Source organism: uncultured Tateyamaria sp. (genome assembly GCF_947488715.1).
GTDB lineage: Bacteria > Pseudomonadota > Alphaproteobacteria > Rhodobacterales > Rhodobacteraceae > Tateyamaria.
Genome location: NZ_CANLAG010000002.1, coordinates 487,157 through 505,641, shown reverse-complemented (window position 1 = coordinate 505,641; position 18,485 = coordinate 487,157). Strand labels below are relative to the sequence as shown.

At 63.7% G+C, this 18,485-nt stretch carries 16 protein-coding genes; 11 read left to right on the top strand and 5 right to left on the bottom strand.

Going from position 1 to position 18,485, the window contains the following annotated elements; translation table 11 throughout:
- Positions 1-6: 6 nt before the first annotated feature.
- Both Q0936_RS06765 and Q0936_RS06760 read right to left on the bottom strand, forming a co-directional pair.
- Positions 7-1,050 (bottom strand): ABC transporter permease, encoded by a 1,044-nt coding sequence (locus Q0936_RS06765; RefSeq protein WP_299295806.1) that lies wholly within the window; start codon positions 1,048-1,050, stop codon positions 7-9.
- A gap of 140 nt (positions 1,051-1,190) precedes the next feature.
- A complete protein-coding gene (locus Q0936_RS06760) occupies positions 1,191-2,300 on the bottom strand; it encodes a sugar ABC transporter substrate-binding protein (protein ID WP_299141156.1) in 1,110 nt (369 codons plus the stop codon).
- A gap of 214 nt (positions 2,301-2,514) precedes the next feature.
- Here Q0936_RS06760 and Q0936_RS06755 point away from each other — a divergent pair, with 214 nt between their 5' ends.
- The 7 genes from Q0936_RS06755 (at position 2,515) to Q0936_RS06725 (ending at position 9,997) form a co-directional block, all read left to right on the top strand.
- Positions 2,515-3,171 carry a TetR/AcrR family transcriptional regulator gene (locus tag Q0936_RS06755; protein ID WP_299141155.1) on the top strand — a complete coding sequence of 219 codons (657 nt, stop codon included), beginning with the start codon at positions 2,515-2,517 and terminating at the stop codon, positions 3,169-3,171.
- Between the two features lie 145 nt (positions 3,172-3,316).
- Positions 3,317-4,591 carry an amidohydrolase family protein gene (locus Q0936_RS06750; RefSeq protein ID WP_299295803.1) on the top strand — a complete coding sequence of 425 codons (1,275 nt, stop codon included), beginning with the start codon at positions 3,317-3,319 and terminating at the stop codon, positions 4,589-4,591.
- Between the two features lie 10 nt (positions 4,592-4,601).
- Positions 4,602-5,942: a substrate-binding domain-containing protein gene (locus Q0936_RS06745; protein WP_299295801.1), complete on the top strand. Its 1,341-nt coding sequence runs from the start codon at positions 4,602-4,604 to the stop codon at positions 5,940-5,942.
- Complete coding sequence (locus Q0936_RS06740) at positions 5,939-6,553, top strand: hypothetical protein (protein ID WP_299295799.1); 615 nt, start codon at positions 5,939-5,941, stop codon at positions 6,551-6,553. Before Q0936_RS06745 ends, Q0936_RS06740 begins: the two co-directional genes overlap by 4 nt.
- Entirely contained in the window at positions 6,550-7,341 is a 792-nt protein-coding gene (locus Q0936_RS06735; RefSeq protein ID WP_299295797.1) for an alpha/beta fold hydrolase, read from the top strand. Before Q0936_RS06740 ends, Q0936_RS06735 begins: the two co-directional genes overlap by 4 nt.
- On the top strand, positions 7,338-8,486 hold the full coding sequence (locus Q0936_RS06730; protein WP_299295795.1) for a fumarylacetoacetate hydrolase family protein: 1,149 nt from the start codon (positions 7,338-7,340) through the stop codon (positions 8,484-8,486). Before Q0936_RS06735 ends, Q0936_RS06730 begins: the two co-directional genes overlap by 4 nt.
- Positions 8,487-8,497: 11 nt before the next feature.
- Positions 8,498-9,997 (top strand): aldehyde dehydrogenase (NADP(+)), encoded by a 1,500-nt coding sequence (locus Q0936_RS06725; protein WP_299377965.1) that lies wholly within the window; start codon positions 8,498-8,500, stop codon positions 9,995-9,997.
- 4 nt (positions 9,998-10,001) lie between these two features.
- On the opposite strand, the gene Q0936_RS06720 is transcribed toward Q0936_RS06725, so the two are convergent.
- Both Q0936_RS06720 and Q0936_RS06715 read right to left on the bottom strand, forming a co-directional pair.
- Positions 10,002-10,454 (bottom strand): MaoC/PaaZ C-terminal domain-containing protein, encoded by a 453-nt coding sequence (locus Q0936_RS06720; RefSeq protein ID WP_299294895.1) that lies wholly within the window; start codon positions 10,452-10,454, stop codon positions 10,002-10,004.
- On the bottom strand, positions 10,451-11,467 hold the full coding sequence (locus Q0936_RS06715) for an aldo/keto reductase (protein ID WP_299294893.1): 1,017 nt from the start codon (positions 11,465-11,467) through the stop codon (positions 10,451-10,453). Before Q0936_RS06715 ends, Q0936_RS06720 begins: the two co-directional genes overlap by 4 nt.
- A 139-nt stretch (positions 11,468-11,606) precedes the next feature.
- Between Q0936_RS06715 and Q0936_RS06710 the strand changes: the two genes are divergently transcribed.
- The 4 genes from Q0936_RS06710 to Q0936_RS06695 are packed head-to-tail and all read left to right on the top strand — an operon-like array spanning position 11,607 to position 15,527.
- The gene (locus tag Q0936_RS06710; RefSeq protein ID WP_299141139.1) at positions 11,607-12,752 is read left to right on the top strand and encodes an acyl-CoA dehydrogenase family protein; all 1,146 of its coding nucleotides are present in this window, start codon (positions 11,607-11,609) and stop codon (positions 12,750-12,752) included.
- Positions 12,749-13,519, top strand: coding sequence for a 3-ketoacyl-ACP reductase (locus Q0936_RS06705; protein ID WP_299294891.1), 771 nt, complete (start codon positions 12,749-12,751; stop codon positions 13,517-13,519). The genes Q0936_RS06710 and Q0936_RS06705 overlap by 4 nt, the downstream gene beginning before the upstream one ends.
- A 12-nt stretch (positions 13,520-13,531) precedes the next feature.
- Positions 13,532-14,683: a dihydrodipicolinate synthase family protein gene (locus Q0936_RS06700; protein ID WP_299294889.1), complete on the top strand. Its 1,152-nt coding sequence runs from the start codon at positions 13,532-13,534 to the stop codon at positions 14,681-14,683.
- Positions 14,676-15,527, top strand: coding sequence for a sugar phosphate isomerase/epimerase family protein (locus tag Q0936_RS06695; RefSeq protein ID WP_299294887.1), 852 nt, complete (start codon positions 14,676-14,678; stop codon positions 15,525-15,527). Before Q0936_RS06700 ends, Q0936_RS06695 begins: the two co-directional genes overlap by 8 nt.
- A gap of 51 nt (positions 15,528-15,578) precedes the next feature.
- On the opposite strand, the gene Q0936_RS06690 is transcribed toward Q0936_RS06695, so the two are convergent.
- Positions 15,579-18,275, bottom strand: coding sequence for a peroxidase family protein (locus Q0936_RS06690; protein ID WP_299294885.1), 2,697 nt, complete (start codon positions 18,273-18,275; stop codon positions 15,579-15,581).
- Positions 18,276-18,485: the final 210 nt, after the last annotated feature.

Here is an 18,485-nt window from a genome sequence, read left to right as displayed (position 1 = left end):
CGCCCCCTATTTCACAAAGCTGACAGAGCGGCGGTCGGTCGATAGCACCACCGCGGCAATGACCAACAGGCCCAGCGTGCCGTCCTGCACCCAATTGGGCAGGCCGATCACCACCATGCCGTTGTTGATCACGTTCACGATCAGCACACCGATCAGCGTGTTCCAGACCCCGCCAATGCCGCCCCACAGGGCTGTGCCACCCACCACAACAGCGGTGATCGAAACGAACATGAACCCGTTGCCCGTGGCCGTTTCGGCAATGCCGATGCGCCCAACCGCCAGCAGCGCCCCCATGGCAAAGAACACACCCGCGAGCGTGAACCCCATGATCCGCACCCGATTGACGTTGAGACCACTGGCCTTGGCCAGCTCCTCGCCCCCGCCCACGGCGTAAAAGTTGCGGCCCAGCGTGGTGCGCGACTGGATGAACCATGCAACCAGCAGACCCAGCAACGCGACGTAGCACATGACGGGAAAGTTGAACCACCGCACCGTCAGCAGCGACCGAAACGCCTCGTCCTCGACCCGGATGCGGTCACCGCCCGTCAGCAGCAAGGCAAAACCGGTGCCCACGAACCCCATGGCCAGTGACGCCATGAACGACGGGATCTTGAGCTTTACGTGCACCAGCCCGTTGATGAACCCCATCACCGCGCCGACAACCAGTGCGCCGGGAATGGCAAGGAACGCCCAACTGGCAAGCGTGCCGCCCATGCCGATGAACATGAGGGCAAACATGACCGCACAGACCGACACCGTGCCTTCCATCGACAGATCAATGGACCCCATAAGAATGATAAAGGTGACCCCGATGGCGACCATCAAGGCCGGAGAGGCCGAGATCGCAATGCGGGCGAAATTGCGGATCGACAGGAAACGGCTGTCGAGCAGATAAATGTGGTCTTTGCCGTCACGAAAGTCTTCGAGCCATTCAAACAGCGGAAAGAGCAACACAAGAACCACCAGAACAAGAAGAGGCGCCCATTTGACCAGCGTCTCGCGGCTGATGCGGCGCGGTCCGTCTGGCAGTGCGGCGGTAGAAGATGACATGGGGCCAATGCTCCGATGGTGTTCTCCAAACATGGCGCCCCTGATGTCCGCAGAATTTGCACGGACCAGAGACACCACGCCTGGGAGAAATCGGTAAATCCTGAGCGGGGCGATCTCAGGAACGCCCCGCCACGATTGGGTTACTTGTAGACGATGGGTCCGTTTGATGGGCCCCAGAAGTCCTTCCAGTCATAGGTCGGCACATTGTCGAGGTAGTTCGCCTTGAACTCTGCCGCATCTGCTGGCGTGACAAAGATCGATGGGCCATTGAACTCGCGGTGCTCGTTTGGCTCTTCGGACGGTTTGAAGTGACCGGTGGCCGCGTAATAGGCCAGCGCCGCGGTGATGCCGCCACCCCAATGCGGGTTGGTGAACACAGTGGCCAGGATTTTGCCCTCCGCAACAAGGCCCACGGCCTGCGGGTTGCCGTCATAGGACACGATCGGGATATCCATGCCTTCGGCGCGCAAAGCCTCAAGAACCCCATAGGCGATTGTGTCATTGGCGCAGTGCACGCCCGAGATTTCGTCGCCATAGCGGGTGATGAAACCGGACATGACCTGGTTGGCCTTTTGCGTGTCCCAATCGGCGGGCTGCGCGTCCAGCAATTCGACGTCCGGGTAATCCTTGAGCGCGTTCTTCAGACCGTTCAGACGCTCAATGGCGGGGTTATTCGACGCGATGCCACCAAGGTGCACAACACCGCCCTTGCCGCCAATGGCGTCCAGCAGGATGCGGGCGGTCTGCTCTGCGGGGCCTTCATCGGACCAGCTCATGTGGCTGACATAGTTGTCGCCAAAATCCCACGGGTGCAGGTCATCCGTCTTGTTCCAAAGCGTCGAGACATAGGCCCCCGCTTCGACACAGCTTTCGACAACCGGACGTGCGTTGGGCGCGTCGTTGGTGTCGATGGCCAAAGCCAGTTCGCCATTGGTCTTGGCCAGCAGCGCCTTGACGTCGGCCAGCGACTTTTCAGACGATCCCTCATTGATCAGGTGGGTCAGGAACGACTTGTCCTTGCCCAGGCTTTCGACAAAGGCCTCGCCGCCCGACACGATCTCGTTCCAATACGGGTTCGTGCGGTTGCGATAGGACCACGCAACAGTTGGATCGCTGTAGGATGCGGCCATGGCAGGCGACGGACCGAACATGCGCATCGCGGCGGCACCGGACACGCCATAGGCGGATGCGAGCAAGAAGTTTCGACGCGAAATCGTCTCTTGTTCGATGAATTTCTTGATGAATGACATATGGGGCTCCTCCCTATTTTGCCCTGTGTTCAAGCCGGTCCTCCCCGGCTCTTTTTCACTTTGCCAACCGACGTTTTGCGGCTGGCACCCGGATCAAATTACGATTCGGTTAAGTAACGCACCAGTTAGTTACTTAAGATTTCCCTTTTCTGTCAAGTACGGTATAAGAGCGCAATGGCGACGCGGGATTGCCATGCTGGTTGTTGAGGAATGCATGACGGCACAGAGCACGACGCCCGAGCGCAAGGTGCGCAAACGGGACGCGGATGCGACGCGCGGGCGCATCTTGGCCGCTGCCAAGACCGAGTTTGCAAAACTGGGATTGGCGGGCGCGCGGGTGGACGAAATCGCCGAGCGCGCGGGCTCCAACAAGCGCATGATTTACCACTATTTCGGGGGGAAAGAGGCGCTGTTTTGTGCCGTCCTCGAAGAGGTGTATCTGGACATTCGGAACGCCGAACGGGCGCTCGAACTGGACGCATTGCCGCCCCGCGACGCGATGGAACGGCTGGTGCGGTTCACGTGGGATTACTACCTCGCGAACCCCGAATTCATCACGCTGGTCAACAGCGCCAACCTGCACAAAGGCAAACACCTTGAGGGTGCGGATCGCCTGAAACTGCGCCAACGCGAATTTGTGGATATGGTTCAGCGCATCCTGGATCGCGGCGTGGAAAGCGGTGTGTTTCGCGCAGGGATCGACCCCATTCAGCTCAACATCACCATCGCGGCCATCGGGTATTATTATCTGACGAACCGGCATACGGGCGGCATCCTGTTTCAACGCGATTACATGGGTGACGCAGCACTTGAGGCCCGGCTGGCCTTCAACATCGACACCATTCTGCGGCTCATCTCGTCAGAGGATTGACTCTGCTCCAACCGGGTCGTCGGGCGGTTTTTCCCGGATATTGGCATAGTCCAATATATGGGAACGTCGGGTGATACGCCTCCTGTCCCAAAGCCATGGCCGGGCGCATGTTGTGTCCAACGCTGGCCATTTCTGGGAGGAGACGATGACCACATTTACAATCACGGGCGCACAGATCTGGGACGGCACGGCTGACGCGGCCTTTGCCGGAACGGTGGTCGTGAAAGGCAACACAATTGCCTCTGTTACCGAGGGTGATACCGCCGTGCAGGGTCAGGAGATTGACGGCACCGGCATGACGCTGATGCCCGGCATGGTCGAGGGGCACTGCCACCCCAGCTTTACCGGTATCCATGAACCCGCCGAACTGGGCGTTGTCAGCCCCGAACGCCACATGCTTGAAACCGCGCAAAACCTGCGTCTGCTGCTCAGCCACGGGTTCACCTCGATCTTCGAAGCGGCGTCCGCCAAACCGATGCTAGGTGTCACCGCCCGCGACGCCATCAACGAGGGCATGCTGGACGGCCCGCGCATGCTGGCCGGCAGCCCCGAGGTGACCACAACCGCCGGGTTGGGGGATGAGCGCATGCGGCACATCCATCAGGAAAGCTTTGGCCTCATCGCCGACGGCCCGGACGAGATGCGCCGCGTGGCTCGCGAATGCGTGCGCGACGGCGTAGACATCCTGAAGATTAACATTTCCGGCGACGAGTTCGTCAGCCACGCCCGCGCCGAAATCACCCCCACCGAACCCGAAGAACTGGCCGCCTTTGTCAAAGTCGCCCACACCTTTGGCAAGAAAGTGGCCGCCCACGCCCGGTCCAGCACATCCGTCAAAATGGCGGTGCGCGGCGGTGTCGACTGCATCTACCACTGCGACTTTGCCGACGAAGAGGCACTGGACATGCTCGAAGAAGCCAAGGACCGCATCTGGGTCGGCCCCGCCTTTGGCCTCGTGCACAACTCCACCCGCGAAGGCGACGTGGCGGGCATCACCCAAGAGGTGGCGCAGGAACTGAACCTGTTCCGCAAATTCGAGGCCACCTGCGCCACCTACCACGAGATCCGCAAACGCGGCATCCGCGTCGTTGTGGGGGGCGACTACGGGTTTGCCGTAACGCCCATGGGCCAGAATGCCCGCGACATCGAACATTTTGTCCGCTTCTTTGGCTATGCCCCGACCGAGGCCCTGCGCTGTGCCACAATGGTTGGCCAGTCCCTGATGGGCCGATCCGATGATTTGGGTCAGGTCAAAGAAGGGTTTTTGGCCGATCTTCTGCTGGTGCGCGGGGATGTGACCCAGGATGTCAGCCTGCTGCAACATCAGGACAATCTCGCCATGATCATGAAGGACGGTCAGATGTTCAAAGACCCCCGCAGCGGTGTGCAGGCCCCCGGCCTCATCCGCGCCGCCGAATAAGCGACACGCGATGGCCCCGCCTGCCCCCTCCAACATTGAACGCATCGCGGCCATTCTGGCCGGGTTCGATCACCAGAACCGTCCGCGCCCCACGCAGGTGGTTCTGGCCGAGGCGGGCCTGTCGCGTTCAACCGGCTTTGGCCTGATCCGCGCCCTGACGCAGACAGGCTGGTTGGAACGAGCCGATCACGGCTTGCTCCGGTTGGGGCCACGGGCGGCAGAGTTGAGCTTTGCGCCGATGGAAGCCCCAACAACCCGCGCGCCCGTCGCTGTTTCGGCCCGCGCGAGCCGGACGCCAGAGACAACCATACCCATGGACGACCCCATCTTTGACGCGGCCCTGGTGCGCAGCGTGGACACCACGGCCTTTCGTGCGCCGCCGCCCTATGTGTTCGGGTTCTCCAACGCCTCCACCAGCAACCCATGGCGGCGGGCTCTGGTGCAAAGCCTCACCTACGGGCAAGGCGTCGCACGCGGTCAAATCAGCCGGATCGAAGTGCGCGACGCAGGCGACGACCCCGCGCAGCAACTGGCCGACATCGACGCGCTGATCGAGATGGGCATTGATCTGCTCCTGATCTCCATCGCCTCTGTCACCGACCGTGCTGTCAGCAACCGGCTGGCGGAACTGGCCGACAGCGGCCTGCCCATTGTCGCTGTGGATCGCCGCCCACAAGACCGCGCATCACTGGTCAGCTTTGTCACCGCCTCGGACCAGCGGATCGGGCGGATGAGTGCGCTGTGGCTGGCCGAACATCTCAAGGGTCAGGGCCGCGTCTGGATGCTCTCCGGTCTTGAAGGGGCCAGCCCCACCATTCGCCGCCAACAGGCGGCCCTGGCCGTCTTTGATGCGTTCCCCGGCATCCACGTCGAAAACGTCAGCTACACCGACTGGACCGCAGAAGGTGGCACCAAAGCGGTCAGGCAACTGCTCGAGGCCGAGGCCCCTGCCCCCGATGGCGTCTGGTGCGACAGCGGCTTGCAGGGCGTCGGATCACTGCGACATTTTGCGGGCCGCAACATGCCCATACCCGCCCACACCGGTGGCGACGTCAACGAGATGTACAAGCTCTGCCTGACCCACAAGGTCCCGATGGCAGGCCTCGATTACCCCGCCGCCATGGGTGCGCGCGCAATCACCGTGGCGCTCGACATCCTGAAAGGCACATTGGTGCCGCAACGTGTCGAGGTTCCGGTTCAGGTTGTCCTGCCGCGTGGCTGCGAAACCGCATCCGTCCGTGCCGACATCTGGGCCGAACTGCACGTCGCGTGGGATTTGACCGGCGACACCATCCTGTCCCAAGGCCCGACTGCAGGCACAGGCCGCACCAAGCGGGAGCGCACGGGATGAGCCGCGGCCCATACACACGCGCCATCGCAGCCTTTGAGGGGTTGCTAACGCCGCCGCAAGACACCCACATAGACACTCCCGCCGCGCTAATCCGTGCGGCTGGCCTGCCCAGCAGCACGGGATACCGGCATCTGACAACCCTTGAGGGCGCGTGCCTCCTGAGCCGCGACAAGGCCGGGGCCTACGTGATCGGCCCTGCCGCCTTGCGCATCGGGCTATCGGCGCAGGGTGTTGGGCATCTCGCCGTTCTGGCCCCACCGATCTTGCTGCGCTTGCGCGAGGCGACGGGGCGCACTGCCTTTCTGGCCCTAGCCGGTGCCGACCATCTGAACATCTGCACGTTTTCCACGGGCCGCGAGGCACGCCATGCCGCCCCCGCCCGCACGTACCGCATGTCACTGGATCACCACTCGATGGCTGAGGATGTGACGACCGCATATCTGACCGACACGGCAAACGTACCCGAACGTCTGATCTATGCGCTCCTCTGCCCGGTGCCGGGCACCGATGCCGCACGTATCGGTGTGTTTTCCAGCGCCCAGACCGAGGACGCGGATCAAATCCGACATCACCTGCGGCGCTGCGCCGACCTCTTCCGGGTCGCGCCATGACGCAGAGCTATTGGGACAGTCAGTTCAGGTTTTCCACCATACTGCCCGACTTCGCGCACTGTCTTGATGCGATGCAGCAGCAGTCGGATGCCTTTGCACGAGGTCGGCATTTTGAGCGCATCCCCTACGGTGACTACCCCCGCCAATGGGTTGAAATCACGCCCGGCACCGGGTCGGAGCCCGTGATCCCGGTGGTGATCCATGGCGGGTACTGGCGCGCGCTCGACGCGGAACGCCACCGGGTGATGATGGCGGGCCTGTTGGCGCAGGGGCCGCATGTTGCAAACATCGAATACCGACTCATGCCCGAACTGCGGCTCGCCGACCTGGTGGCAGACGTCGCTGGGGCTCTTGCCGCACTGGCCCAACATCTGCCAGGGCACCGTTTTGTGCTGGTCGGTCACTCGGCTGGGGCGCATCTGGCGCTGGCCGCGGCATCCGACCCAATCACCGCACCGCATATCCGCGGCACCATCGCCATCAGTGGACTTTACGAGCTGTGGCCCGTTGCCCAATCGTTCCTACAGGCGGAGCTGCATCTGACGCAGGCCGAAATCGCCGCACACACACTCGACCCAGACGGCGTCCAATCGCCCGTGCTGTTCCTGACGGGCGCGGATAAAACACATGAATTCCACCGTCAATCCGCGCGCATGGCGCAAGGCGCGCGCACCGCGTGGCAATGCCTGCCGGACACCCACCACATGACGGCCCCCCTTGCGGCCACGGCACCCGAAACAGCGCACGCCGCCTTCCTCAATCTCGCAGACCTGGAGCTTCGGACATGACCCTTGCCCTTCCCGACACCGGCACCTTTGTGGGCCGCATCTGGCGTCCCGACCGCGCAGGTCCCGCTGTAGTGCTGCGCGTGGCCGATAGGCTGGTCGACATCACGTCGGCGGCCATCCCAACCATGCAGGCGCTACTGGAAACGGACGACCCCGTGGCAACGGCCCTGGGTGCGCAGGGCGAAGACGTCGGCAGCCTGGCCCGCATTACGTCGAACTCCACCGAACAGCCCGATATGGCACGGCCCTTCCTGCTGGCCCCAGCGGATGTGCAACCCATCAAGGCGTCGGGCGTCACCTTCGTGTCGTCGATGCTGGAACGGGTGATCGAAGAGAAAGCCAAAGGCGACCCCGCCAAAGCCGATGCCATCCGCGACCGCTGCACCGAGATCTTTGGCCCCTCCCTGCGCGGCATCGAACCCGGATCGGACAAGGCCGCCGCCCTCAAGGACGCGCTCATCGCCGAAGACGCATGGTCGCAATACCTCGAAGTGGGCATTGGCCCCGATGCCGAAGTGTTTTCCAAGGCCCAGCCGATGTCCGCGATGGGTTGGGGCGCCAGCGTCGGCCTACACCCCATGTCCACATGGAACAATGCCGAGCCAGAGGTGACGCTGGCCGTCGACAGCCGGGGCCGCGTCAAGGGCGCCTGCCTCGGCAATGACGTCAACCTGCGCGACGTCGAAGGCCGCTCTGCCCTGCTCCTGAGCAAGGCAAAGGACAACAACGCCTCCTGCGCGCTGGGGCCGATGCTGCGGCTCTTTGATGACGGGTTTGGCATGGACGACGTGCGACGCGCGGACCTGACCCTGACTGTGACAGGCACGGACGGTTTTGTGATGACCGGACATTCCTCTATGGCCGAGATCAGCCGCGATCCCGAGGCACTGGTCAGACAAACCTACGGCGCGCATCACCAATATCCCGACGGCTTCTTTCTGATGTTGGGCACGCTCTTTGCCCCCACACAGGACCGCGATGCGCCGGGTGCCGGTTTTACTCACAAACTGGGCGACGTGGTTGAGATATCCAACCCCGATCTGGGCGTGCTGCGCAACACGGTCCGCTTGTCGACGGAATGCCCACCCTGGACCTTTGGCACCATGGCCCTGATGCGCAATCTCGCGCAGCGCCAGTTGATTTGAGGAACTCCCAAATGCACTACAAGAACCTGATTGCCGGCCAATGGGTCGGCAGCGATGACACCTTCTTGTCCTCTCCGACCCAAGGTGAGGGCACGGCCTTTGCCTGCGGCACCCCGGCCCTTGTGGCCGATGCCTGTGCCGCCGCCGAAGACGCATTCTGGAGCTATGGCTACGCCCCCCGCGCGACCCGCGCCGCCTTTCTGGACGCCATCGCGGACGAAATTGAGGCCCGCGCGGATGACCTGACCCGCATGGGCACCTACGAGACCGGCCTGCCCGCCGCGCGGCTGGACGGCGAGCGGGGCCGCACCACGGGCCAATTGCGCCTCTTTGCCAGCCATATCCGCGACGGCGCGCATCTGGATCTGCGCCATGATCCGGCTCTGCCGGATCGCGCGCCCCTGCCGCGCCCGGACCTGAAACTGGTGCAACGGCCTATCGGTCCTGTGGCCGTGTTTGGCGCATCGAATTTCCCACTGGCCTTTTCCACGGGTGGCGGTGACACCGCCGCCGCACTGGCCGCCGGATGCCCGGTCGTGGTCAAGGGCCATCCCGCCCATCCCGGCACCGGCGAAATTGTCGCCGCCGCCATAGACGCCGCACGCGTCAAACAGGCCCTGCACCCCGGCGTTTTCAGCTTTGTCCACGATGGTGACATCGCGGTGGGCGGCGCGCTGGCGCAAGACCCGCACATCAAAGCAGTGGGCTTTACCGGCTCCCTGCGTGGCGGGCGCGCCCTCTTTGACCTCTGCGCGGCCCGCCCCGAACCCATCCCGTTCTTTGGAGAGTTGGGATCGGTCAACCCGATGTTCCTGCTGCCCCACGCCCTCGCAGATCGCGCATCCGACATTGCAACCGGCTGGGCCGCGTCCCTGACTATGGGGGCGGGCCAGTTCTGTACAAATCCAGGGATCGCAGTGGTTCCCTCCGCCCATGTGGATGCCTTTTGCGCCGCCGCTGCACAGGCCCTGGCAACAGTTGCACCGCAAACCATGCTCACAGATGGGATATGCGCTGCCTTTCACTCGGGCCGCGATGCCATCGCCGCAACACCCGGCGTGACTGCGGTGCTTGCAGCGGACGCACAGGGGCGCGCCGTGTCACCGCACCTCTACCGCGTGTCCGCCGCATCCTTCGCCGCCGATCCCACTTTGGCGCACGAAGTGTTCGGCCCCCTTGGGCTGGTGATCTCCGTAGACGATGCGGCGGACATGGCCGATCTGGCCCGCGCATTGGACGGACAGTTGACCGCAACGCTGCACATGGACGCGGGCGACCGCGACATGGCGGACAGCCTGATGCGCATCCTCGAACGCAAGGCGGGGCGCGTGCTGATCAATGGCTTTCCCACCGGTGTCGAAGTGGCCGATGCCATGGTGCATGGCGGCCCCTATCCCGCCTCCACCAATTTCGGCGCAACCAGCGTTGGCACCCTGTCGATCCGGCGGTTCCTGCGTCCTGTGTGCTACCAGAACCTGCCCGACGGGCTCAGCGACTGGGCCACGGCGTGACCCGTCACCGATAGACCAGCAGGCGATTGCTGCCCCGCTGCACCTGCTGCGCGCGCTGGTTGGTAACGTTGAAATCGAGGGTCAGGATCGCCTGATCCTCCGACTTGGCCGGGGCGATGTCGGTGATGTCATAGGCCACCGTGATGGCGTCCCCCAGCAAGACGGGCGCACGAAAGCCCCAATCCCACCCCATCGAGGCGCGTGCCTTCATCTGGGCGGGGGCCTGGTTTTTCAGCCCGTCGATGAGCGACAGCACCAGCAGCCCATGCGCCACACGTGCATCAAACCCGTGCGCCTTGGCGGCTGCCTCCGACATGTGAATTTCAAATCGATCACCGGTCAGCGCGGCAAAACTGTCGATCATGCCGGATGTGACCGTGACCGTGCCACATTGGACACGGTCACCGGGGCGCAGGGCATCCGCCCCGAACAGGCCGGGCGGCAGAACACGGCTCACTCCGGTGTCGGCGCATCGTCGCGCAACAGACCCTTGGCCTTGAGATCGGCCCAGAACTCTGCCGGGATCGGATGGCTGAACCAATCGAGGTTCTTGGTCAATTGCTCCACCGTGCGGGTGCCCGCGAGGAACGAGGGCACAGCCGGATGCGCCACCACAAATTGCAGGGCGGCGGCGGGCAGCGGGACGTTGTATTCCGCACAAACGGCCTCGATCTTGCGCACCTTGGCCATGATGTCGTCGGGCGCCGGCGCATAGTTGTACTTGGCCCCCTCAACCGCACCCGTGGCCAGAATGCCCGAGTTGAACCCGCCGCCCACAACTACCGCCGCACCGCGTTCCTCGCACAGCGGCAGGAATGCGTTGAGCGAATCCTGTTCCAGCAACGTGTAGCGCCCTGCCAGCAAAAAGCAGTCCACGTCGCGCTGTTTGAGCGCCTCGTGGCAGACTTCCCATTCGTTCACGCCCACGCCGATGGCTTTGACAACACCCTGATCCCGCAGCGATTCAAGCGCTTTCCAGCACCCGTCCATCGCCTGTTTGAACACTTCAGGCTGCGCATCACCACGCGTGAACACGTCGATGTCGTGGATGAAACAGATGTCCATCCGTTCCAGCGCCATCCGCTGCAGACTGTCCTCGAACGCGCGCATCGTCCCGTCATAGGTATAGTCAAACTCCAGGTTGAACGGCGCCGCATTGGTCCATGGCGCAAAGTCGATGCTGGACCGCTTGGCTGGCACCAATCGCCGCCCCACCTTGGACGACAGCACAAAATCATCCCGGTCTTTCCAGCGCAGCGACTGGCCTGTGCGCAACTCGGCCAACCCGTGACCATACATCGGCGCGGTATCGAAATAGCGCAAACCACGGTCCCACGCCGTCTGGATCATGGCATCCGATGTGGCCTCGTCGATCTCGCGAAAGATGTTGCCAATCGGCGCAGTGCCAAACCCAAAGGCCGTGACCTCCAGGTCAACACGGCCAAATTTGTTCTTTGTATCCGGGTTCATAGCAGTCCTCCGCACGTAACTATTTGGTTACTTATTTCGTAATCCCGCCCCTCTGGCAAGCATTTTCCACCGCACTGGGTGGTTGACGATCCGCGCGCGCCCCGCCTAAAGTAACTAAACAGTTACAACGGAATCACAGATGCACCTGTCAGATATTCAAATCCAGGTCCGCGACATGGCGCGCGATTTTGCGACACAAACCATCCGGCCCATGGCCGAGGCGCTGGACCACGAAGAACGCTTTCCACGCGATCTCTATACCGAGATGGGCGCGCTTGGCCTGTTCGGCATTGGCGTGCCAGAGGACATGGGCGGACCGGGCTTTGACACCGTGACATATGCGCTGGTGATGGAAGAACTCAGCCGTGGCTACGCCTCGGTTGCCGACCAATGCGGATTGATCGAACTGATTTCGACCCTGCTCGTGCGCCACGGCACCGAGGCCCAACGCGCCGCATACCTGTCCGACATCATGCAGGCCAAAACCCTCGTCGCCTACTGCATCACCGAACCAGAGGCGGGCACGGACGTGTCGGGCATCCGCACCGAGGCGGTGCGTGACGGCGATGGCTGGGTGCTCAACGGTGGCAAGATCTGGATCCACAACGCACCCGTGGCCGACATCGCCTTTGTCCTGGCCCGCACCGACCGGGATGCGGGCAACCGGGGCATGTCGATCTTTATCGTCGACCTCCATGCGGACGGGATCGAACGCGGCCCCAAGGAACACAAGATGGGCCAACGCGCGAGCCAGGTGGGCGCGCTGAACTTCAACGACGTGCGCCTGCCCGCCGACGCGCTTCTGGGCACCGAGGGGCGCGGGTTTCACATGATGATGTCCGTCCTCGACAAGGGCCGCGTGGGCATCGCCGCACTGGCCGTGGGCATCGGTCAGGCCGGGCTCGAGGCGGCACTGGACTACGCCCAGCAACGCAAACAGTTCAAACAACAGATCGCCGAATTCCAGGGCGTGCAATGGCTGCTCGCCGACATGGCCAAGGACATCGAGGCCGCGCGCCTGCTCGTGCATTCCGCAGCCTCCAAAATCGACCGGGGCGAGAACGCGACCAAGGCCTGCTCGATCGCCAAATGCTTTTCCGGGGACATGGCCGTGGCCAGGTCTGCCGACGCCGTTCAGGTCTTTGGCGGCTCGGGATACATTCGCGGCTTCGAGGTTGAGCGCCTCTACCGTGACGCCAAGATCACCCAGATCTACGAAGGCACCAACCAGATCCAGCGCATGATCATCGCGCGCGAACTGATCAAACACGGCGCCGCTGCATGACCCGCCCGGTCGCACTGGTCACCGGATCAAGCCGGGGCATCGGTCTGGCCACCGCCGAGGCATTGGCCCGCGCGGGTTTTGCCGTGGCGGTGAACGGCCCCGATGACGACGCCGACCTCGCCGCCGCCGTCCAAACGGTGCAAGCGGCCGGGGGCGATGCTGTTGCGGCCCCCTTTGATGTGACCGACCTCGCAGCCCACGACACACACCTCGCCGCCATAGAGGACGTGCTTGGCCCGCTCACAACGCTGGTCAACAATGCGGGCGTGGGCGTCATGCGCCGCGGCGATCCGCTCGACGTGCAAACCGACAGTTGGGATCGCTGCCTCGAGGTCAACAGCAAGGCCATGTTCTTTTTGACACAGGCCTTTGCCAAACGTCTGCTGGCACGCGACCGGGACGCCGCACTGTTCCATGCTATCGTCAACATCACCTCATCCAACGCGGCGGCCGTGGCGGTGCCACGGGCCGAATATTGCGCATCCAAGGCCGCCGCCGCGATGGTCAGCCAGACATGGGCCGTGCGCCTGGGGCCAGAGAACATCGCCGTCTACGACGTGCGCCCCGGCCTGATCGCCACGGACATGACCGCCCCCGTGATTGCCCAATACGCCGAACGTGCCAAGGACGGGCTGACCCTGATCCCGCGCGTGGGCCAACCCCAAGAGATCGGCACAATCGTCGCGTCACTGGCCGCAGGCCACCTGCCCTACACAACAGGCCAGGTGATCGCGGCAGATGCCGGCATGCTTGTGCCCCGGTTTTAAAAGGACCGAAGAATGAAGATTGCGCTCCCCGACCCCACGGGCCACCTGTCCGACTATAGGCTGACAGGCACACCGATTCCCGCGACCCCAATGGGGGCTGACCCCGCGCGCGTGGTGTTTTCTGCCGCACACGTCGTGGCCGACCCGTTCACCCCGTCCGACCCGTCGGGCAAAGCGGCGGTCGACTGGGACAGCACCATGGCGTTCCGGCGGCACCTGACCGATCTGGGTTTGGGCATCGCCGAGGCGATGGACACCGCGCAACGCGGCATGGGGCTCGACTGGCCCGGCGCGCTGGACCTGATCACCCGCACGAGGGCCGAAGTGCCGGACGCGCTGGTGTTCAACGGCTGCGGCACCGATCACCTTGACCCCGCAGAGGCGCGCACCCTCGACGACGTGCGCCGGGCCTATGTCGAACAGGTCGAGGCCATTCAAAAGGTCGGTGGCCGCCTGATCCTGATGGCTTCCCGCGCGCTGGTGCGCGTGGCGACCTCACCAGATGACTACATTTCCGTCTATCGCGACGTGCTGGCGGCCTGCGACCAACCGGTGATCCTGCACTGGCTGGGCCAGATGTTTGACCCCGCCCTCGCCGGGTACTGGGGCGCCAACAGCTTTGAACAGGGGCTGGAAACCGCGCTCGACGTTATCGCCGAAAACGAGGCCAAGGTGGACGGGATCAAGATATCGCTTCTGGACAAGGACAAGGAAATCCAGATGCGCCGCCGCCTGCCTGCATCGGTCAAGATGTATACCGGCGACGACTTCAACTATCCCGAACTGATCGCCGGTGATGACCAGGTCTATTCCCACGCGCTTCTGGGCATCTTCGATCCGCTGGCTGTGGCAGTTGGCAAGGCGATGGGACAGTTGGGTCAGGGCGACGTCGCGGGTTTCCACGCGACGCTGGACCCGACGGTGCCACTGGCGCGCCTGATCTTTGGCGCGCCCACGCAATACTACAAGACCGGCGTGGTGTTTCTGGCGTGGCTGAACGGGCATCAGGACCATTTCGTGATGCTGAACGGCGCGCAGGCCATGCGGCCCCTGCCCTATTTCACGCAAGTGTTCCAGCACGCGGATCAATGCGGTCTGCTGAGCGACCCGGACATGGCTGTGCAACGCATGCGGCGGCTCTTGGCGGTGTACGGCGTTGCGTGACTTCTCAAACGACCACACGACCTGCGCGCTGAACACGGCGACGCTGGGCCACAACCTGCCCGGTCACGGCGCGGGCTGGTCCACCGAACAGGTCATAGACGCCTGCGCCGCGCGCGGCATGGCGGGGATCGTGTTCTGGCGCCGCGAAATCGGCGACCGTGCGGTTCAGATCGGCGAACGCGTGCGCGCGTCGGGGATGGAGGTCGTCGGGCTGTGCCGCACCCCGTTCCTCGTCGGCTCCGACATGCCCAAACCGCTCAGCGATGACGCCCGCGCCTCGGTCGACATGGCCGCCGCCTTGGGCACCAAGGTGCTGACCATCGTCACCGGCGGCACGGAACCCGGCACCAAAGGCGTTCTGGACAGCCAAAAGATACTGGCCGAGCGCACCGCCCAACTGGCGGACTATGCGGCACAATACGGCGTGTCGCTGGCGCTCGAACCGCTCAACCCGATGTTTGGCGGCAATCGCACCGTGCTGATGACCGCATCAGACGCCCTGCGCGTGGCCGACATGACGGGGCAAGCCAATGTGGGCGTGGCCATCGATGTCTATCACGTATGGTGGGACACAACCCTCGCCGAAACGCTTGCAACCCACGGAACCGGGCGCGTTCTGGGCTATCACCTGTGTGACTGGCTGGAAGAAACGCGCGACATGCTGCTCGACCGGGGTATGATGGGCGACGGCGTCGCAGACCTGCGCGCCATCCGCGCCGCTGTCGAGGCCACGGGCTATGCCGGTCCCTGCGAGGTCGAGGTGTTCTCGGCCAACAACTGGTGGAAGCGCGACCCAAACGAAGTGCTGGATCACATGCTGGCGGCATACAAAAGCGTTTGCTGACCAACCGCGCGGCCACTGGCCGGGCAACACCAACCGTCAAACGTCAATCGACTAACCAAAAACCGCCCGCGCCTCACGCACCGTCACAACGGGCCGCGCGGTGTCCGCTCCGCCTCCCGGCTGCGCCAGCTCTGGAAACAACGCCAGCAACTCGGCCCGCGCCGCCGGATCCATGGCCCGCAAGGCGTCCGGCCCGGTGTGCAGGCTCTCTGACGCGATCCCTTCGGCAAACACGATCTCATGGGCGTCAAAGGCGATATGGATGTACGTCACCACACCGCCCGGCATCACGCGAATGTTGCCGTCGTTCACCAACCCCTTGGCCGGGGCCAGCACCGCATCCGCCGCGCAATAGACCTGCGCACGCCAATCGGCGAGCAACATCCGGTGCTGCGGCGACACCCACAGATCACGCCCATTGCCCAGCGTGTCCCGCGCAATGCGCACCGGCGCCAACGCACCCTGCGCCGGAACCGTGGTGCGCCCGATCCAGCGCACCGGCTGCAACCCCCGATCCAGGGTCCAGACCAGATCACCGACGCGCACCGTTGCAATATCCACCTTGCCCCGCTGCGCAATGATCCGCGTGCCGGGGGTGAAACAGGTCACCGCTTCGATGTTGCGGAATGGCACAACTTCGCCCGTCTCGCTGCCATCGGCATTGAGGTACACAATCCGGCCCGCGCCCGTGGCGGGATCACCGTCGTCCCATTCAATGCGGTGCGCGCCTGTTACGGTCAGGCTGTCATCACCCGCACCACCGTCGAGCGTGGCCATCTGCGCGCCCGCATCCAGACGCAGCACGTCATCACCCGCCCCCGCATGCACCACACCTTGCACAACTGTGCGCGCACCCAACTCAATCGTGTCGTCCCCAAGGCTCGTGCGCAGCGCACCGCCCACCTCGGCCCGGTCGCGCAACTGCACCAGATCGTCGCCCGCATCGCCCTTCAGATCGCCGCGCACCCGCGCCATATCACTCAGGGACAGCGTGTCGTCCCCCTGCCCGCCGCTGACCTGGCCCTGCACCTCACCGGTACCGCTCAGATCAAAACGGTCTGCACCGTCGCCCAGACGCACATCGCCTGCCACGTCACCGCTGGACTGCGCCACTTGGTCATTGCCGCGCCCCATATACACATCGCCGCCCACCTGCGTGCCACCGGTCAACGCGAGCGTGTCTGCCCCGTCCCCCGTTCGCACTGATCCCGCAATGTCCTGCGCGGCCAACTCAAGGGCATCATCGCCCGCCGTGCCTTCGGGCGCATCCGCCACCTCCAGATCGCGCGCCGCGGCGACAAACACGTCCCCCTGCACCATATCCACATCGGTCGTGCGGGTGATGATGTCGGCAAACCGGCTCGCCTGCACCTCGGCAATGATATCCGCACCCAGGGCCGGGTCCAATTGCCCAAACCCCTCGTCCGCCGCACGTGTGCGCGCAAACTGATCCGCCACGATATGCGTGAACAACGGGCCCAACTGCGTCCCCGCCACCTGATCCTCGGCCAGACCGCCGGTCCACAAATCCACCTGAAACACATCGTCAAAGGCCGCAGCCAAGCGCGCCGCCGTGTCAGGGTCGGACGTAATCACGCTGAAATCCGCCGGATCAAGCGTTGCAGGATCAATATCCCCCAACAGCGCCGCGCGCGTCTCGATATAGCTTTGCAACCCGTGATCCAGCCCCCGGCCCATGTTCAACGCCGCAAGCGAGAACCCCGACACACCCGCAGGCGTTTCAAGGAAGAAGTTCAGATCATCCACAATCTGCGCGTCCAGTTCCTGCGCGCGCGCGGTCAACTGCCCCCGCAGGATTGCGTCGATCCCACCCTCTTCGACCGGGCTGTGGTTAAAGAAGCTTTCCATCAACCCCATCGACCCGGCATCCTCGCCCTGATCGTCGACGCGGTCGATATTGGACGACACCAACGTGTGTCCAAACCGGAACGCGGCGGTGGAAAACTCCACCGACATCTGACCACTCACATCCGGGTCATGGCCCGTGTCGGGGCCTACCGCGTCTCCGACCAGATGCGGCAACCACTCGTCATAAGTGATCGACTGGATTTCATATTCAACAATCTGCCGTGCGCCATCAAACAACTGCTGGTCATCCCAGCCAGGATGGGTTTCGGCCAACCGGTCGGCCCAATGGTTGTGTTCGCGCACAAACAACGTGTGCAGCGACAACAGGTTGGGGTTTTCATTGGCCCGCACATCCCCGGCCAGAAACACGGGGTCACTGGAAAAAATGTCGCCCGCCATCTCGGTGAACGGCGTTGCGTCAGGCAACAGGTCGCGGGCCGAACTGGCATCTTCGGTGACCCGCATCCGGCCCCCGTCAAAGGCCCGCAGGTCGGCCTCGCGCGCCTCGGTCGACCCATAGACATTGCTGGCATCCACCTGCCACGTGACTGCGTTGGTGGGCATCCGGGGGCCATCCACCCCAGTGCCATCGGCAAACTCGGACCTGTGGATGTCATGCGGCAGGCCGTTGACCGGCAAAGTGCCCGCGTCCTCGCCCTCCAGCGTCAGGACCAGATCGTGATCCAGAAACTGCCCCCAGGTGGTGAACAGCGTGGACAGGCCCGCGCTGTTGGGCGTGTCGCCGTCTTGATCGAACACGGTCTGCGAGACCGTCAATGGATCGGCCGCACCGCTGAACACCTCACTGACGCCATCGTCGTAACGGGCGTCGGTCAGACGGATTTGCGGATCAGGGTCTTGGGGAAAGGGTGAGGTCATCGGAAAACACGCAACATGAGGCAAACTGGGAAACAGACGGCCCAGCGTGTCCGAAAAATTTGTGGCGATTTTAGGGCTTTGCTCACTTTTTCGTGACCGCGCCCCGTTGGCGACCAGCATAGGACGCGTGCGGTTAACAAGTGGCTTCACCGGCGTGCGCCGGTCAAGCCCCTGTTTTCAGGCGTGTTTCACAGATCGATTGAGATCGCG